Annotated in this window: 15 protein-coding genes; 8 read left to right on the top strand and 7 right to left on the bottom strand. The window is 72.5% G+C overall.

The features are described 5' to 3' along the window. Positions 1–115 precede the first annotated feature (115 nt). The 6 genes from JMF97_RS20760 to JMF97_RS20735 all read left to right on the top strand — a co-directional run bounded on the left by JMF97_RS20760 (position 116) and on the right by JMF97_RS20735 (position 5,354). Positions 116–901, top strand: a complete 786-nt coding sequence (locus JMF97_RS20760; protein ID WP_013736194.1) for a DeoR/GlpR family DNA-binding transcription regulator — start codon at positions 116–118, stop codon at positions 899–901. Between the two features lie 181 nt (positions 902–1,082). Then, the gene (locus tag JMF97_RS20755) at positions 1,083–2,093 is read left to right on the top strand and encodes an ABC transporter ATP-binding protein (RefSeq protein ID WP_273543894.1); all 1,011 of its coding nucleotides are present in this window, start codon (positions 1,083–1,085) and stop codon (positions 2,091–2,093) included. Further along, entirely contained in the window at positions 2,090–3,103 is a 1,014-nt protein-coding gene (locus tag JMF97_RS20750) for an ABC transporter permease subunit (RefSeq protein ID WP_203223043.1), read from the top strand. The genes JMF97_RS20755 and JMF97_RS20750 overlap by 4 nt, the downstream gene beginning before the upstream one ends. Before the next feature lie 191 nt (positions 3,104–3,294). Then, positions 3,295–3,684 carry a DUF3263 domain-containing protein gene (locus JMF97_RS20745; protein WP_203223042.1) on the top strand — a complete coding sequence of 130 codons (390 nt, stop codon included), beginning with the start codon at positions 3,295–3,297 and terminating at the stop codon, positions 3,682–3,684. A gap of 81 nt (positions 3,685–3,765) precedes the next feature. Further along, positions 3,766–4,740 (top strand): hypothetical protein, encoded by a 975-nt coding sequence (locus JMF97_RS20740; protein WP_238359754.1) that lies wholly within the window; start codon positions 3,766–3,768, stop codon positions 4,738–4,740. A 104-nt stretch (positions 4,741–4,844) separates the two neighbouring features. Beyond that, the gene (locus JMF97_RS20735; RefSeq protein WP_203223041.1) at positions 4,845–5,354 is read left to right on the top strand and encodes a GNAT family N-acetyltransferase; all 510 of its coding nucleotides are present in this window, start codon (positions 4,845–4,847) and stop codon (positions 5,352–5,354) included. A gap of 3 nt (positions 5,355–5,357) precedes the next feature. Here JMF97_RS20735 and JMF97_RS20730 read toward each other — a convergent pair whose 3' ends face one another. The 7 genes from JMF97_RS20730 to JMF97_RS20700 are packed head-to-tail and all read right to left on the bottom strand — an operon-like array spanning position 5,358 to position 13,589. Next, positions 5,358–7,679, bottom strand: a complete 2,322-nt coding sequence (locus JMF97_RS20730; protein WP_203223040.1) for an AAA family ATPase — start codon at positions 7,677–7,679, stop codon at positions 5,358–5,360. Between the two features lie 37 nt (positions 7,680–7,716). After that, positions 7,717–8,196, bottom strand: a complete 480-nt coding sequence (locus tag JMF97_RS20725) for a hypothetical protein (RefSeq protein ID WP_203223039.1) — start codon at positions 8,194–8,196, stop codon at positions 7,717–7,719. A 41-nt stretch (positions 8,197–8,237) separates the two neighbouring features. Next, positions 8,238–8,990, bottom strand: coding sequence for a GTP-binding protein (locus JMF97_RS20720; RefSeq protein WP_203223038.1), 753 nt, complete (start codon positions 8,988–8,990; stop codon positions 8,238–8,240). Next, positions 8,968–9,444 (bottom strand): DUF742 domain-containing protein, encoded by a 477-nt coding sequence (locus JMF97_RS20715; protein WP_203223037.1) that lies wholly within the window; start codon positions 9,442–9,444, stop codon positions 8,968–8,970. Before JMF97_RS20715 ends, JMF97_RS20720 begins: the two co-directional genes overlap by 23 nt. Further along, the gene (locus JMF97_RS20710; protein WP_203223036.1) at positions 9,441–9,911 is read right to left on the bottom strand and encodes a roadblock/LC7 domain-containing protein; all 471 of its coding nucleotides are present in this window, start codon (positions 9,909–9,911) and stop codon (positions 9,441–9,443) included. The genes JMF97_RS20715 and JMF97_RS20710 overlap by 4 nt, the downstream gene beginning before the upstream one ends. After that, positions 9,908–12,430, bottom strand: coding sequence for a sensor histidine kinase (locus tag JMF97_RS20705; RefSeq protein ID WP_203223035.1), 2,523 nt, complete (start codon positions 12,428–12,430; stop codon positions 9,908–9,910). Before JMF97_RS20705 ends, JMF97_RS20710 begins: the two co-directional genes overlap by 4 nt. Beyond that, positions 12,417–13,589: a hypothetical protein gene (locus JMF97_RS20700; RefSeq protein WP_203223034.1), complete on the bottom strand. Its 1,173-nt coding sequence runs from the start codon at positions 13,587–13,589 to the stop codon at positions 12,417–12,419. The genes JMF97_RS20705 and JMF97_RS20700 overlap by 14 nt, the downstream gene beginning before the upstream one ends. A 370-nt stretch (positions 13,590–13,959) precedes the next feature. Here JMF97_RS20700 and JMF97_RS20695 point away from each other — a divergent pair, with 370 nt between their 5' ends. Beyond that, entirely contained in the window at positions 13,960–16,824 is a 2,865-nt protein-coding gene (locus JMF97_RS20695; protein ID WP_203223033.1) for an alpha/beta fold hydrolase, read from the top strand. Next, positions 16,824–17,747, top strand: coding sequence for an ABC transporter permease (locus JMF97_RS20690; protein ID WP_238359753.1), 924 nt, complete (start codon positions 16,824–16,826; stop codon positions 17,745–17,747). The genes JMF97_RS20695 and JMF97_RS20690 overlap by 1 nt, the downstream gene beginning before the upstream one ends. Positions 17,748–17,752: the final 5 nt, after the last annotated feature.

Raw genomic sequence — 17,752 nt, 5'->3', positions numbered from 1 at the left:
GATGGAAATAGCAACCGCAGGCTTGATCGAGCAGTGTCGGGTTTTGCTGTTTCCGCGTTTTGAGCACTAGTGTGCACGCAACCAATCACATTCGTGCAGACACGGAGGTCCCGGGGTGGACCGTTACGCGAGATGGAACGCCCTGCTCGAGATGCTGACCGAGTCCGGTCGGGTCACCGTCGAGGAGGCCGCTGACCGGCTGGACGTTTCCCAGGCCACCATCCGGCGGGACTTCGACCAGCTCGCCCAGCAGCAGATGATCACCCGCACCCGGGGTGGCGCGGTCGCGAACGGGGTCTCCTACGACCTGCCCCTGCGCTACAAGACGGCCAAGAACTCCGCGGAGAAGCAGCGCATCGGCGCCGCCGCCGCGGCGCTTGTCACGCCGGGCACGGTGGTCGGCCTCAACGGCGGCACCACCAGCACCGAGGTGGCTCGGGCGCTGGCCGTCCGACCGGATCTCAACACCAATGCCGAGGGCGCTCAGTTGACCGTGGTCACCAACGCCCTCAACATCGCCAACGAGCTGCTGGTCCGCTCCCGGATGAAGGTCGTGGTCGCCGGCGGGGTGGTGCGACCCAAGTCGTTCGAGCTGGTGGGGCCCCTGGGTGGGGCGCTGCTGCGCGAGGTGACCCTGGACGTCGCGCTGCTCGGCGTGGACGCCATCGACCCGCACCTCGGTGCCGCCGCCCACCACGAGGGCGAGGCCGCGATGAACAACCTCATGGTGGCCCGGGCCAAGCGAGTGGTGATAATCGCTGACTCGTCCAAGCTGGGCGGTCACGCCTTCGCCCGGATCTGCCCGGTCGACCGGGTCGAGACGCTGGTCACCGACTCGGGCGCCACGCCCGACGTGGTCGACGCCTTCCGCGCCGCCGGCGTGCACGTCATCTGCGCCTGAGGCATTCCCTGGTCAAGCCTCCGGCGCGTCGCAGGGGGTCCTTCCCGCAGAACTTCGCGTGTTCTGGCAGGCTTCGGCGTGGCGCTGCATACCGGGTATTGCCTTCCGGTGCATACCGAGTATGGTGTCGTGGTCGCCCCCGCAACGGAGGGCGCCCCACACCCAACGGGGGAGGTGCAGCTTGCCAGCTGTCCTGGAAATCGAAGGTCTACGAAAGACGTACCGCAGTCGACGACGCGGCACCCGCAATGCCCTGGACGGCTTCGACATGCGGGTCGAGGCGGGGGAGGTGCACGGCTTCCTCGGCCCCAACGGGTCGGGCAAGACCACCACTCTGCGTACGCTGCTCGGGCTGATCCGACCCGACGGCGGCCGGATGTCCATTCTCGGCCAGGAGGTGCCGGCGGCGCTGCCCCAGGTGGCCCGTCAGGTCGGCGCGATCGTGGAGAGCCCGCAGTTCTTCCCGCACTTCAGCGCCCGCGACACCCTCTCCCTGCTGGCCAGCGCCGACGATGTGCCAGCCCAGCGGGTCGACGAGGTGCTGGAACTGGTCGGCCTGCGCGACCGGGCCGGCGAGCGGGTCAAGACGTACTCGCTCGGCATGAAGCAGCGGCTCGCCGTCGCCTCGGCCCTGCTCAAGAGCCCCAGGCTGCTGATCCTGGACGAGCCGGCCAACGGCCTCGACCCGGGCGGCATCCGGGAGATGCGTACGTTGGTGCGCAACCTCGCCGAGTCGGGAATGACCGTGGTGCTCTCCAGCCACATCCTCGGCGAGATCCAGCTGATCTGTGACTCGGTCACCATCATCTCGCTGGGTCGTCGAGTCGCCTTCGGCCCGGTCGACGAGGTGCTCGCCCAGCACTCCTCCGGCGGGGTCCGGGTCCGGCTGGAAGCCGTCATGGACCTGCCGCTCGCCGCGAACGCGCTGCACGGCAACGGTTACCGGGTGACCGCGAACCAGGACCACCTGATGGTCTCCGGAGTGGACAAGCCGGCCACCATCACCCGACTCCTGGCCGAACAGGGCCTCTACGTCAGCGAACTCGCCCAGGTCACGGTCGACCTGGAGAGCGTCTTCCTCGAGTTGACCAACACCGCGCCGGTCCCCGGCCAGCACCGGCAGGTCGACCATTCCGTACGAGTCGATGGGGCGGCACCGTCCGCGCCCACCGGGGGAGGTTGGGGCGCGTGAGTCTCTTCCGTACCGAACTGCGCCGGCTGGTCAAGCGGCGCTTCACCCGCTGGATGACCGCGGGTGGCCTGCTGATCCTGGCCCTCGTGGTGGTCGGTCTGTTCGTCACCAACGAGAAGATCGGCACCGAGCAGTGGGCCGAGGCCACGCGAGCTGCCGACAGCAGCCATGCCGAGCAGGTGCGGTGGGCCGAGCAGGAGCGCGCCAACTGCGAGCGGGCCAAGGCGGCGGGCGAGGACGTCGACCATTACCCGGCCGACTGCGCGTCGATCGCCCCACCGGCACGGGAGGACATCCAGGAGGAGTGGTACCTCCCGTCGACCTTCGTCTTCAAGTCCAGCGTTCCGGACATGCTCGTCACTCTCGCGGGCATCCTGGCCATGGTCGGCTTCGTGGTGGGCGCCTCCTTCATCGGTGCCGAGTGGAACACCGGCGGAATGATGAACCTGCTGCTGTGGCGACCGAAGCGGTTGAGCGTCCTGCTGACGAAGCTGGGAGCGTTGCTCACCGGGATGCTCGCCGTGGCGCTGACCGCCTCCGTGGCGTGGTTCGGCATTCTCTGGCTGATCGCCAGCTGGCGCGGGACAACGGACGGGATGACCTCCGGTGTCTGGCAGTCGTTCCTGCTCACCGGGCTGCGCGGGGTCGTGTTGGTGCTGGTCGCGGCAACCGTCGGCTTCGCCCTGGCCTCGCTCGGCCGGCACACCGCGATGGCACTGGGCGGGGCGGTCGCGGTCATGGTGGTCGGCCAGGCCGGGCTCGCCATCCTGCTGGACCTGGCCCAGGTCCGATTCGGCGAGGCGTGGCTGTTGCCCACGTACGTGTACGCCTGGATGACCAAGACCTTGACGCTTGAGGACTGGCGGTCCTGCAACGCCTCGTACACCGGTGAGTGCAACCCCGCCACCCTGGACATCACCTGGCAACACTCGTCGATCCTTTTCACGGTCGCCGTGGTGCTGTTCCTCGGCGGGGCGCTCTGGACGCTCCGTCGGCGGGACATCACCTGATGATCATGACCCGTTGAGGAGCCTGTGGGCGCGATCTCTCCCCGGATCGCGCCCACGGGCCGTGTCCCGCCACCTGCCGGCGCGGCACGGGCATCGGCGCGCCGCGCTGCTGATGCGTCGGGTGTGACCTGTGGTTAGGCTGGGAAACCCGGTTGGCGTCGCCCGTGCCGGCCGCCCCCGTGAGGAGCCCCATGCCACCCGCCGACGCCACCCCGACAGCGGAGAGCCCCGACGCCCGGGTGTCGACCAGCGCCGGTGCGGACACTGCCGCGGTGCCGCCCCCGCGATCGGCCCCCGACGACGAGTCGCTGCCCCCGAACACCCCCGATGCCGCCACCGCCGAGTCGGCCGACGCTCTTGCCGAGCGGGAGCGGGAGATCCTCGCGTTCGAACGGCAGTGGTGGCGGCACGCCGGCGCCAAGGAACAGGCCATCCGGGATCGCTTCGGTCTCTCCGCCACTCGCTACTACCAGTTGCTCAACGCGCTGCTGGACAATCCGGCGGCGCTGGCCGCCGACCCGGTGCTGGTCGGCCGGCTACGACGGCTGCGCGCGTCCCGGGCCCGCAACCGCCGCCGCTGAGCCCACCGCCCGCCGAGCCGAAACGGCACCGAGGGCATGTCGGGGCGTCGGGCGGGTAGCCGGGGCGCGGAGGTGGCGGCGATGACCCGAGGAGACCCCGCCGGATCGAGGCGGACCGGGATGCAGGTGACGCACCCGGGCAGCGGCACCGGGCCGCCCGAGGCGACGGCCGACGAGCGTCGGCGGGGCATGGCCGTCGGATCCGCGCCGACCATGCGGGTACGCTCCGCGTCCGCTCCACCACCCGGCAGTACGGTCAACGAGGACGTGGTGTTCCAGTTCGGCCCCCTGGTCGGGGTGCTGGACGGGGCGACCGTGCCGGAGGGCTTCGACACCGGCTGCGTACACGGGCCGCAGTGGTACGTCCGGCACCTGGCCGCCCGGCTCGGGCTGGCCGAGGCGGCTCGGCCGGCGGCGACCCTGGTGAGCAACCTGGCGGCGGCGATCCTGGCGGTTCGCGCCGACCACGGCGACCAGTGCGATCTCGACCATCCGGGCACTCCGGCCAGCACCGTCTGCCTGCTGCGCGACGGCGGTGACCAGGTGGACTACCTGGTGCTCTGCGACAGCCCGCTGGTGCTCGACACCGGCGACCGGGTCGACGTGATCGTCGACGACCGGCTGGCGGCTGCGGCGGCCGGCCTGCGGGACACCGCCGCCGCGCTGCCCGAGTCGACCGACCGGGCCACCCGGTTGCGGCACGCCGTGTCGGTGCAACGGGAGCGGATGAACCGTACGCACGGTTACTGGGTCGCGGCCGCCGACCCGGACGCGGCGTACCACGCGGTGGTCGGCAGCCTGCCGTTGCGCGGCCCGTCGGCGCTGCGCCGCGCGGTGCTGCTCAGCGACGGAGCCTCCGTCGCCGTGGAGGAGTTCGGGCTGTTCGACTGGGCTGGCCTGCTCGACGTGGTCTCCGCCGAAGGGCCGGGTGGGCTGATCGCCCGGGTGCGGGCCGCCGAGCGGAACCATCCCGACCGGTTGCGCCGGCACAAACGGGCCGACGACGCCTCCGCCGTCTACTGCGAATTCGACCGGCCGGACGACACCGGAATGTGAGGCAGTACCCGATTTCGGCCCGACCGGCCGATCCATTGCACCAGAGGTGCACCTCCTCGCCAACCCGGTGGACTTCCGCTGCCGGGCGCGGAAGACTCCGGCACGTGACGGGTGCGGTCCGGTTGGAGCCGGTGGACGAGCAGAACCTCGAACCGTTGCTCTCCGTAGCGGTCGCCGAGGCGGAACCGGCCGACGTGATGCCGCCGGTGGCGGCACCGGCCGGTTGGTCGCACGCGCGGCGGGAGGCGTTCCGGGAGTTCCACCGGGCCAGCTTCGGTGGGCTCGACGCGGCCACCCGCACCGCCATGTACGCGATCATGGCCGGCGGCGAGGTGGTCGGGATGATCCGGATGACCCGACGCGACGAGCCCGACGTCGTCGAGGTGGGCATGTGGCTCGGCCGCTCCGCCCGGGGCCAGGGCATCGGCGCGGCGGCGTTGCGCGAGTTGTTGAACCTGGCCGCCGCGGCCGGCATGCGGGTCGTGGTCGCCGACACCACGCCGGAGAATCGCGGGGCCCTGTCGGTGCTGGAGAAGTGCGGCGCGAAGCTGCGCGAGGACGACGATCGGGTGCACGCCGAGATCCACCTCGACGCGACCCCACCGGCACTCTAGGGCTCAGCCGCGCTGCTCGGCGTACGCGGCCAGCCACGCCACCTGGGCCGGGTCCAGGGACGGGCGTACCCGCGCCCGGGCGGTCTCCACGTGTGCGGCGGTGACCGTGGCGGCGGTCAGCGACTCGCGCATCGCGGCCAGGGCCGCCTCCCGGACCAGCGCCGCGCAGTCGGCGGCCGAGAAGCCGTCCAGGTCGGCGCCGAGCGCACCGAGGTCGACGTCCTCGGCCAGCGGCACGTTGCGCGCGGCGGCGCGCAGGATCGCCGCCCGCGCCTCGGCGTCCGGTGGCGGCACGTAGACCAGCCGTTCCAGCCGACCCGGGCGCAGCAGCGCCGGGTCGATCAGGTCGGGCCGGTTGGTCGCGCCGACCACGACGACGTTGCGCAGGGCCTCCACCCCGTCCAACTCGGTGAGCAGGGCGGCGACCACCCGATCGGTGGTGCCGCCGTCGGTGGCCTGGCCGCGTACCGGGGCGAGGGCGTCCAGCTCGTCGAGGAAGACGAGCGTCGGTGCGGCCTCCCGGGCCCGGCGGAACAGTTCGCGTACCGCCCGTTCGCTCTCGCCGACCCACTTCGACAGCAGCTCCGCGCCCTTGACCGAGAGCACGTTCGCCCGGCCCGACCCGGCCAGCGCGGTCACCAGGTAGGTCTTGCCGCAGCCGGGCGGCCCGTAGAGCAGCACCCCGCGCGGCGGCTGCACGCCGAGCCGGGCGAAGGTGTCCGGGTAGGTCAGCGGCCAGAGCACCGACTCGGTCAACTGCTGCTTGACCTCGACCAGGTCACCGACGTCGTCGAGGGTGACCCGGGCCAGTTCCAGGGTGGAGGCGGCCATGCTGGTCGGCCGGACCACCTCCAGGGCGGCGGTGAAGTCGGCCATCCGTACCGTCGGGTTCTCGTCCGACTTCTGGCGCAGCGCCGCGCGGATGCCGGCCTCGCGGACCAGCGCGGCCAGATCGGCGGCGACGAAACCGGGCGTACGCCCCGCCACCTCGTCCAGCCGTACGTCGTCGGCGAGCGGGACCGGGCGGGTCAGCACGGTCAGCTGTTCCCGGCGCAGGGCGGCATCGGGCAGGGGTACGTCGATCCGCAACGAGAGCAGGTCCGGGGCGCGCATCGCCGGGTCGAGGGCCTCCGGCCGGCTGGTGGTGCAGACCACCGCCGCGCCGGCCTGCACGATCTGGGCGAGGCATTGACGGAACACGGTCGCCACCGGCCCCGGGGTGTCCGCCGGGGCGAGCGCCTCCACGTCGGTGACCAGCAGCACGGCCGGGCCGTCGGCGATCACCTCCGCGGTGGTCGCCCGCAGCCGGGCGGCGGCCGAGGAGTTGCTCAGGGCGGCGATCTCGGGTGCCCAGAGGGCATGCACCCGGGCACCGACCTGGGCGGCGACTGCCCGGACCAACGCCGACTTGCCGGAACCGGCCGGACCGCTGACCAGCACCCCGAGCGCCACGGTGGTGCTTAGCCGGCCCAGCACCTCGCGGTGGTGAAAGCCCAGGTCGAGCAGTTCGGTCAGCTCCTCGGCCTGGGAACGCAGGCCGGGCAGTTCGTCCACCGAGGCCACGTGCTCGGTCGCTTCGACGGTCGACCCGCTGCCCGACCAGCCCGCCGATGCCGCGTCGGCATCGATGTCACCGGCCCGGCCGGCGGTGTCGAAGCGGGAAGTGTCGGTGGGCGACGGCGAGCCCATGCCACCGGCACCGGCCAGGGACGCGGCGCGACCGGCCAGCGAGCCGGCGACGCCGTGGGTGCGGGCGCCGTGCTCCCAGCCGACTGTGGTGTCCATGGTGACCAGGGCACCGACCTCGGGTTCGGCGGCGACGACCCGCAGCAGCGTGCTGGTCCAGGCATAGCCGACCCGGGTCGACAGGCTGCGTCGGGCCACCTCGACCAGGCTGCGCGTCGCGGCGTCGGGCAGCACGTCCTGGGGCAGCAGCGACACGTCGTCCCCGGTGGTGACCACCTTGCCCAGCAGCGCCAACCGGAGCATCTCCGGGGAGACCACCGCGACGACCTCCGCCGGCCCGGCGAGCAGCACCCGGGCCGCCGCGACGGTCGGAGCGGCGCTAACCCGCACCTGGCCGCCGTCGCGTACGCCGAGGTTGCCCAGCATCAGGTCGTCGGCGTGCAGCAGGGCGCTGCTCGCGGTCGACTCGGCCGGGGCGACGATCCCGGCGGTCACCCGCCGGCCGGTCAACCGGACCGGATCGCCCGGCCGCAGGCCCAGCGCGGTGAGCACCTCGGGGTGCAGCCGGACGATGCCGCGCCGGGCGTCCAGTGCGGCCGCCCGCAGGCTCGCGGTCAAGGTCAACTCGGGTTCGCCCATCGCCCGACCCTAAACGGCCCGATCATCCTGTGTGCGGTCAGCCCGGCGGACCCTCGCTGGTGAGCAGGGACGGGTCGCGGCGGATCAGCTCGGCCAGCCGGGCCGCCGGGTCGCCGGTCAGCGACTCCTCGCGGGCGGGCCAACCGGCGACGGTGTTCGCCGACAACGGCCAGGACGGCGGTGCCGCCACCGGCTGCCCGGTGACCGTCACCTCCTGGCCGGTCCAGGCCACCCGCAGGTCGTACGCCTGCCCGTCGTGGTCGATCCGGGCGGTGACCGCCGTGCCGGGATGGACCGCGACGGCGGCCCGCAGCGCCTCGGCGACATCGTCGAGCACGTGCCCGCCCCCCTCCCGGGGCGGCTCCCAGCCGGTGCCGTCGTTCCGTCCGCCGGCACCGGACGGGGGTGTCCCGTCCGCCGAGGTGGATTCGCCGTCGGCCGGTTCGGTGGACCGGCGACGCAGTGCCTCCTCGCGCCGCCGCATCCGGGCCAGGGTTTCGTCCAGCCCGCCTCGCATCCGCCTCACCCCTTCCCACGAGGGGCTCCGAGCCGGTCGGCTCAGGCCCGCTTGTCCCGGGTGGCCCGGGCCAGCGCCCGGTCCAGGACGACCAGCAGGGCGTCCCGTACCGAGAGTCGATCCCGGGCGTCGAACTGCACCAGAGGTACATGGTCGCCGATCGCCAGGGCCCAACGGATGGCGCCGAGGTCGTGCGCCAGCCGCCCGTCGAAGGCGTTCACCCCGACCACGAAGGGCAGCCCGGCCCGTTCGAAGAAGTCGATCGCCGGGTAGCAGTCGTCCAGCCGGGCGCTGTCGACCACCACGAGCGCGCCGAGTGCGCCGCGCGCCAGGTCGTCCCACATGAAGCCGAAGCGGGCCTGACCGGGCGTGCCGAACAGGTACAGCTTGAGGCTGCGGTCGATGGTGACGCAGCCGAAGTCCATCGCCACGGTGGTGGTGGTCTTGTCGTAGCGCTGTCCCGGATCGTCGACCCCGATCCCGGCGATGGTCATCTCCGCCTCGGTGGTCAGCGGATCGATCTCCGAGATCGACGCCACAGTGGTCGTCTTGCCGACCCCGAACCCACCCGCGATCAGGATCTTGACCGGGATCGGTGGCGCGGGGCGCGATGGCGTACCGGTTGCGGCCGGCGCGGCGGCCGGCGGATGGTACGGCTGAGGCGGCGGCAGACTGGCCCGCCCCACCACCGGTGGCGGGGTCGGTGCCGGACCGCCGTAGCGGGCGGTGGCGCTGTTGGCGGAGAGCGCGCCCTGCGGGGCGACCGGCCAGTCAGGAGATTGCACGGAGTCCATCAATCACTCGCAGGATGACGTCGGGGTCGAGGGCGTCGTCGGAGTCGGTGACGTGCACGTCGAGATGGCCGGCGGCGCGCAGGTCCCCCACCAGCACCCGGGTCACGCCGAAGTGCAGCCGGGTCTTCGCGGAGATCTCGGCAACCGAGATCGGCTCGCTGCAGAGCGCCACGATCGCCTGAAGCTCCGGAGCCAGCCGGGCGGCTGCCAGGTGCCACGCCTCGGCGTCCGACCGGGCTGTCACCTGGGTTTCCAGGCCGATCGTCGGGTCCGCCCCGGCCACCCGGCCAGCGGTGAGCACGAACGGGCGCAGGCCGGTCGGCCCGGCCGTCTCCGGCTCCGCCCCGAACGCCGCCGGTGCCCCCTCGGCGTCACCGACCGGGGAGGACGCGCGCAGATAGGGCCGGATCCGGGGCTCCGGGCCTATCTGCTCACCGGCGGCGTCGTGAGTCACTGCTGGACGGAATTCTTGAGTTCGGCGATCAGGCGCGGGGTGAGAGCACTACCGGCCCGACCGGCGAAGAGCGTCATCTCGTAGGCCACGGTGCCGAGGTTGGCCGACCGGTCGGCCACCACGCCGAGCACCGAGCCGCTGCTGATCGCGCTGATCAGCAGGTACCCCTCGGCCATGTCCACCACGACCCGGTTCAGCCCGCCGAGGGCGTACCAACTGGCGGCGCCGCCGGCCAAGCTGGTCATGCCGGAGACCACGGCGGCGAGCCGTTCCGCGTTGGACCGGTCCTTGATCGCGGACATGGCCATCAGCAGCCCGTCCGACGAGACGGCGATCGCCTCCAGCACGCCCGCCGTGCTGGACGTGAAGGTGTCCAGCAGCCAGTTGAAGGTGCGGGCCTCGGGGCTGAGGTCACCGGCCGGGTGGCTCGAGTGGTCGAGGTTCTCGTGTACGTGCGGACTGGTCAAAGTGGCGTTCCTTCGTCGTTGCTGCGGTCTGGACGGACATCGCGCAGAGCCCGGGCGACGCCGTTCTCGAACGCGTTGATGAGGTCGCGCACCTCGGCCGGGTCGCCGGGGTGGTCGGTGAGCGGCTGCCGGTTGGGCGTCGTGACCAGATTCGCGCCGGGAACCCGCCGGGTCAGGTGGGCCGGAGCGCCGGACGGGGCGGGAGCCACCGGCTCGGGGTGAGCGTGCCCCCGCTCCTGTTCGGCCCGGCGTACCCCGGACTCGAACTGTTCGACAAGGGTGCGCGCGGCGGTCGGGTCGGCGGTGGTGGCGTCCGCCGGGCCGACCCGGGGGGTGATTCTCGGCAGGCTGGCGCCGGGAACCCGCTGCCGGATCCCGGGCGGCGGGGTGGTGGCACCGGGCGGTGCCGGCGGGACCGGTGTCTGCGGCGTCGCAGCCGGGTCGGCTTCGGCGCGGGCGCCGGTGGCGAAGGCGTCCCACGACTCGGCCAACTCGATGCTCGCGGTGGCCCGGGTCAGCAGCCGCTGATCGAACCCGCCCTGCCCGCCGGTGCCGGCCGCCGCCAGCCCGTCCCCGGGCCGGGCAGGGCTGGCGGGTACCGGTTGCGATGGCGTCGGCAGGGCGGGCCGGGCGGTGATCGGGGTAGCCCGGAGATCCGACTCGGGCGTGCCGAGCACCAGGTCCGGCCGAGCGATCGACAGGGTGGCGGAAACCCCGCCGCCCGGGGTGGCGGAGAGTACGACCCGCCAGCCGTGTCGACGGGCCAGCCGACCCACCACGAAGAGCCCGAGTACCTCGGTCGGGACGAGGTCCAGCCGCTCGCGCCGGGTCAGCCGGGCGTTCTCGTCGGCCAGCCGCGCCTCGGTCATGCCGATGCCGTGGTCGACCACGGTCAGCCGGGCACCCTCCTCAGTCAGTTCGCCGTTGACCACCACCCGGGTGTGCGGCGGGGAGAAGACTGTGGCGTTCTCCATCAACTCGGCAAGCGCCAGCACCAGGTCACCGACGATCGCCGGCGCCGCCGAGACCTCGCCGGGAACCTGCACGTCCACCCGGGTGTAGTCCTCGATCTCACCGAGGGCCAGGCGGACCACGTCGGCGAGCGGAACCGGCGCGGCGTGCACCACGTCGCCGGCCGCGCCCGAGAGCACCACCAGGTTGCCCGCGTTGCGCCGCAGCCGGCTGGAGATGTGGTCGAGCCGGTACAGGTTCTCCAACCGCCCCGGCTCGGTCTCCTGCTGCTCCAACCGGTCGATCAGGGCGATCTGGCGGCCGACGAGGTTCTGCGTACGCCGACCGACGTGACCGAACATCTGGGCCACGTTGCGTCGGCTCGCCACCTGCCGTTCCACCAACTGGGCGGCCGTGGTCTGGACCCGTTCGAAGGCCCGGGCCAGGTCGCCGATCTCGTCGCGCCCCCGGATCTCGACCCGGTCGAGACGGATCGACTGGGCCTGGTCCGCCTCGTCGTCGGCGACCCGCAGCAGCTCGGATTCGGCGACCCGGGCGACCCGGTCGGCGGAGCGGGTGAGCCGGGTCAGCGGCCGGGCGACCGCCCGGCCGATCAACAGGGCGAGCAGCCCGACGACGAGCAGGATCACCAGGACCAGGGCGGTCACCCAGTACGCGGCGGACAGCGCGGCCTGCCGCTCGGCGCGTACCTCGGCGGTGACGTCGGTGACCAGCTTCTTCTCCACGAACTGACCCAGGGTGATCAGCGAGGAGGTGGTCGGGTAGAGCGCCTCGATGGGAATCCGGGACGCCGCGGTGACCGGGTCCAGGGCGCTCTGTTCGAGGAAGTCCTCACCGGCACGGGCGTCCACCGCGGCCTGCTCGATGTCCATCAGCACCAGCTGTTCGGGAGTGAGCAGGCCGAGCATCTGGTTGCTGTCCGCCTGCAGGGTGGCCATGTTGGCCACGTAGGCGGTGGCGAGCCCCGGATTCGGGTCGGCGGCGATCAGCACGATCAGGGCGGCGCCCGCGCTGATCCCTTCGCTCTTGCGCAGGATGCGGTCCAGGGCCAGCACCTGCCGGCCGACCGAGGTGCGGGTGTCCACGTCGTACGGCAGCCGCAACGAGTCGATGAGTGCGAGGTGCACCGGCGCGTACGTGCCCAGGATCTGCTCGACGGTGGCGCGGTTGGCGAGCAGGGCCGTGCGTACGGGGGCCAGTTGCCGGACCCCGTCGAGCGCGGCGCGCACTGCGGGGGTCAGGTCGTCGCCCAGCTCCGCCCGCAGGTCGGCGACCAGGTCGTCGACCTCCGCGATCTCCTGGACCAGGGCGCTGCGATCGGCCTGCCGCAGCAGCAGACCGACGGCGAGCATCCGTTCCCGTTGCAAGTGTTGCAGCAGGGTGCCGACCCGGCTGGCGACCTGCACGGTGCCGGCGGTGTCGTCGGCACGCTGTGCCACCCCGACCCGCTCCCAGACCACCGGCAGGGTCAGCCCGAGCATGCAGAGCACGGGGATGAGCACCAACAGGGCGAGCTTGCCCCGGATCCGAAGCCTATCGAGCAGCATCGAAGGGCCTCCAGCGATCCGGGTCGGATCCCTGTCCGACCGGCACCGGCGGTCGTTGCGCCGCCATCTGCTCCCAGTGACTGCCGGACGGCCGGTCCGAACCGGCACGCTCCGGCTCGTTGCCGGGCGCGTCGACGGTGCCCGGGTTGTCCCTCGGACGAGACAGCCAGCTGGTCACCGCGAGCGCGATCAGCAGCAGCCCGGCGACCCCACCCGCGCCGAGGACCAGCAGGTTGTCCCGGTTCAGTTCGTCGAGCCGCTCGGCCAGCAGTCGGTCGATCTCGTCGAGCAGGACCGGCTGGAGCTGCTTGGCCGCTTCCTGCGCCTCCAGTCGGGCCCCGGTGAGCCGGACCACGTCGAGCTTGCCGGTCTGGTCGGGTTGGGAGGTCAGCGCCATCGCTTCGACCCCCCGCTGGTAGGCGTCGAACGAGCTGAGCACGTTCGCGCCCAGGTCGGCGCTCTCCGAGCTGTCCATCACCGCCCGAAGGTTGTTGACCAGGTCGTTGGCGGGTTGGAGGGCGGCGACCCGGTGCGCGGCCAGCTCACCGAAGGAGCGCAGCTGTTCGGTGGCGGGTCGCCGTTCGATGAGCGTGGCCAGGTCGGTGAGCCGCCCGGCGGCGACCAGGGCCTCCGGCATCTCCTCACCGACGCCGTCCTGAAGGAAGTGCGAGTCGGCGCCGGCGTCCCGGATCAGACCGCTGCTCTCCCGCACCTTCGTGTGCAGGGCCAGCAGCAGGTCGGTGACCTCGCGGTAGGCGGCGAAGGCGGCCTCCGGGTCCGTCAGCGAGCGTTCCGGCAGCGCCTCCAGCTTCGCCCGGATGCCGGCCCACCGTTCCCCGGTGCGTAGCTCGCCGCCGATCCGGGCGTCGACCGCCGCGACCTGCTCGATCGCCTGTTCCAGGACCTGCCGGGGCAGCGGCCTGCGGGCGATGGCGGCGCTCTGCGCGTTGACCAGCGCCTCGGTGACCGGCGCGAGGGCCCGCAGGTACTCCACCCCCAGCCGTTCCCGCTCGACGACCTCGCGGTCGGCGTCGACGAGCCGGTGGGCCTGCACGGTGAGCAGCGCCACCGGGAGCAGCAGCGCGATGCTGAGCAACAGCGGCAACAGCCGACCCCGGGTCCGGGGTCGGCGACGGACCCGCGGAGCGGGAACGGTCATGATGATCTCCTTGGGCGGTCGGCGCAGGTGCGGCAGCGGCGTCGACGAGCCGGTCCCGTGCGCCGGACCGGAAACTAATCGAACACGGTTGGTCCGGTACCGGCCTCACGGGTCGGCTTTGCGTCACTTCCCGTGAGGTGACGCAGGCTCATCGGATCGATCACCGTGGGTGCTGCTTTCGTGAGGGATAAGACGTACTTCCATATGGATTCCGCTGGAAGGTAGGAATTTCCACAATGGGAAGTCGTCCCAAAGGTTGGCCCGATGGACGTTGTGCGGTCGACCCCCTCCGGGTGACGTTCGGCCGAACAGAACGGACGTACGGCGGAACTCAGCTAATACACAGGTTTCGCGCCGTACCGTGTGGCGAATGAAATCGCCGATCTCGGCCGCGCGGCTGCGTCGTGCCCTGCCCACCGGTCGCCGGGGCGTCGCGGTGTCGGTGGCCGTCCTCCTGCTGGCCGCCGTCGTGGTCTGGGCCGCCTGGCCGGATCGCCCGGGTTTCCGCACCGAGTCCGCGATGCTCACCGTCGCGTCCGGACCGAGCGGCAACGAGCCGGTCGACCTGGACACCACGTTGTACCTGCCGAACGACGCCGACGCGGACCGGAAGGTGCCGGCGGTGCTGCTCGCCCACGGCTTCGGCGGCACCAAGAACTCGGTACGCACCGACGCCGAGGAGTTGGCCGACCGGGGCTACGCGGTGCTGACCTGGACCGCCCGGGGCTTCGGCCGCAGCGGGGGCCAGATCCACCTGGACAACCCCGACTACGAGGTACGCGACGCCCAGCGCCTGCTGGACTGGCTGGCCGCGCGGCCGGAGATCCGTACCGACGGCGACGGTGACCCGCGGGTGGGCGTCGTCGGCGGCTCCTACGGCGGCGGCCTGGCGCTGCTGCTGGCCGCCCAGGACCAGCGGGTGGACGCGATCGTCCCGATGATCACCTGGAACGACCTGTCCCGCGCCTTCCTGCCGGAGAGCACCGGCGGGGAACCGACCCGGGGGGTGTTCAAGTCCGGCTGGGCCGGCATCTTCTTCGGCGGCGGCGGGAGCGTGGGCTCCGGTCCGGCGGGGATCTCCGGCAACACCGCCGAGGCCCCCGAGGGGGCACCGGCACCGGGCCCGCCCAGCCCGGCGCCCGGGCAGGGGCCGGGCACCGCACCGGGCGCCCCGACCACGGCCGCCATCCCGGACCCGGCGTGTGGCCGGTTCGCTCCCGACGTGTGTGCCGCGTACCTGAGCATCGCCGTCACCGGGCAGGCCGACCAGGCCGCCGTCGACCTGCTGCGGCGGTCCAGCCCGGCCGGGGTGCTGGACCGGATCAAGGCCCCCACCCTGCTGGTGCAGGGGGCCGCGGACACCCTCTTCCCGCTCGGCGAGGCCGACGCCAACGCCCGGGGTATCGCCGCCAACGGCACCCCGGTGCGGGTCGCCTGGTTCACCGGCGGCCACGACGGCGGGGCGGGGCCGCGTACCGACTCCGACCGGGTGAAGTTCCTGACCGCCCAGTGGCTCGACCACTACGTCGCGGGCACGGCCGCCACGCCGGCGGACAGCTTCACCTTCTCCCGGATCGCCGGCTTCGACGCGCTGGACCGGGGACTGGTGGCCACCGGCTACCGCACCGCCGACTACCCGGGCCTGAACGGGCAGTCCCGGCAGGAGGTGGCGCTCGCCGGGCCGCCCCAGCCGGTCGCCAACCCGCCCGCCGGCAACCCGGCGGCGATCTCCTCGGTGCCCTTCGCCGGCTCGCTGAGCTCGCTGCTCAGCGGGGTGGCCGCCGACATACCGGGCCAGCACGCCCGGTTCGACTCCGAGCCGCTGACCGAGGCCGTCGACGTGGTCGGGTCGCCCACCGTGCAGATCCGCGCGGCGTCGCCCACCGGCGAGGCGGTGCTCTTCGCCAAGCTCTACGACGTCAACCCGGAAGGGGCGGCCACGCTGCCCAGCGGGCTGATCGCACCGATCCGGTTGACCGGCCTGCCGACCCAGGTCGCCGAGGCCGCACCGGTGACGGTCACCCTGCCGGCGATCGTGCACCGGGTCGAGGCCGGGCATCGGCTCCGGTTGGTCCTGGCCACCTCGGACCAGGCGTACACCACCCCGGTCGAGCCGACCGTCTACCAGGTCGCGGCCACCGGCCCGGTGAGCCTGCCCACCGTCGACGCCGAGCCGATCCCCACCGAGGCGGTGCTCTGGCGCTGGATCCTGGTCGGGCTGCTCGCCGCGATCGTGCTCGGGCTCGTCGTGCTCGTGCTCCTGTTGCGCCTGCGGCACCGCCGCCAGGACACCTCGGTGCACCCGGAGTACGCGGACACGCCGCTGGCCGTACGCCATCTGCGCAAGGAGTACGCCGACGGCTTCGTCGCCGTCTCCGAGGTGGACTTCGAGGTGCACCCCGGTCAGGTGGTCGGCCTGCTCGGGCCCAACGGTGCCGGCAAGACCACCACCCTGCGGGTGCTGATGGGGCTGACCCAGCCGACCGCCGGAGAGATCTACGTCTTCGGGCACCGACTGGTCCCCGGCTCGCCGGTGCTCTCGCGGATCGGCGCACTTGTGGAGGGGCCCGGCTTCCTGCCGCACCTGTCCGGGCTGGAGAACCTGAAGGCGTACTGGCGGGCGACCGGGAGGCCGGAGGCCGACGCACACTTCGACCAGGCGCTGGAGATCGCCGGGCTCGGCTCCTCGGTGCACCGCAAGGTACGCAAGTACAGCCACGGCATGCGCCAGCGGCTGGCCATCGCCCAGGCCATGCTCGGCCTGCCCGAGTTGCTGGTGCTCGACGAACCCACCGACGGGCTGGACCCGCCGCAGATCGCCGAGATGCGCCGGGTGCTCCAGCGCTACGCCACCGACGGGCGGGCGGTGCTGGTCTCCAGCCACCTGCTCGCCGAGGTGGAGCAGACCTGCACCCACGCCGTGGTGGTCAACAAGGGCCGGATCGTCGCCTCCGGACCGGTCGAGGAGATCGTCGGTGACTCGCCCAGCGTGCTGTTCGAGGTGAGTGACCCGGCGGCCGCCCGGGAGGTGCTTGCCGACCTCGGCGGGGTACGGGTGCTCGACGACACCGACGGGCAACTGGTGGTCGACACGAACGGCACCGCCCGCAGCGAGGTGGTGGCCGAGTTGGTCCGGGCCGGGATCGGAGTGGACCGGGTGGTGCCTCGGCGCCGCCTGGAGGACGCCTTCCTCGCCCTGGTGGGGGAGAACTCTCGGGGAAGCGGGGACCGGTGATGGCGGGATCGACTGTCGAACCCACGCGCGGCGGAGGCGAGCCCACGTCGGCCGCCGGCCGCGGGGTGGCCGCCTCGGGTGCCGGGGCCGGTTACCGACCCTCGCGGACCCTGCCGTTCGCGGCGGAGTTCCGGCGGCAGGCGTCGCGGCGGCGTACCCAACTGGCGCTCGGCTTCATGGTGCTGCTGCCGCTGATCATCCTGATCGCCTTCCAGTTCGACACCGGGGACGACGACAGCGGCCGGGGTGAATTCGGCAGCCTGGTCTCCTTCGCCACCTCCGGCGGGCTGAACTTCACCCTGTTCACCATCTTCGTGTCCGCGTCGTTCCTGCTGGTCGTGGTGGTGGCGCTGTTCTGCGGCGACACGGTGGCCAGCGAGGCGAGCTGGGGCAGCCTGCGTTACCTGCTGGCGATTCCGGTGCCGCGGGCCCGGCTGCTGACGATCAAGCTGTTGGTCGCGTTGACCTACTCGGGGTTGGCGCTGGTGCTGCTCGCCGGCACGGCCCTGCTCATCGGCACCCTCCGGTACGGCTGGTCGCCGCTGCGCAGCACGGTCGCCGCCCAGTTGGAGCCGGGCGAGGGTTTGCTGCGGCTGCTCGCCGTCCTCGGCTACCTCGCGGTGGTGCTGCTGGTCGTCGCCGGCCTGGCGTTCCTGCTCTCGGTCATCACGGACGCCGCGCTCGGTGCGGTGGGCGGTGCGGTGCTGCTGTGGATCCTGTCCAGCATCCTGGACCAGATCACCGCGCTCGGCGCGATCCGGTCCTTCCTGCCCACCCACTACAGCACCGCCTGGCTGGGGCTGCTCTCCACCCCGGTGCAGACCGACGACATCGTCCGGGGCGCCGTCTCCGCGATCTGCTACGCCACCGCCTTCTGGGGACTGGCCTTCTGGCGCTTCACCCGCAAGGACGTCGTCTCGTAGCCAGG

Origin of the sequence: Micromonospora fiedleri, assembly GCF_016774385.1 — a bacterium.
GTDB lineage: Bacteria > Actinomycetota > Actinomycetes > Mycobacteriales > Micromonosporaceae > Micromonospora > Micromonospora gifhornensis.
This window is presented reverse-complemented; position numbering and strand designations above follow the sequence as displayed.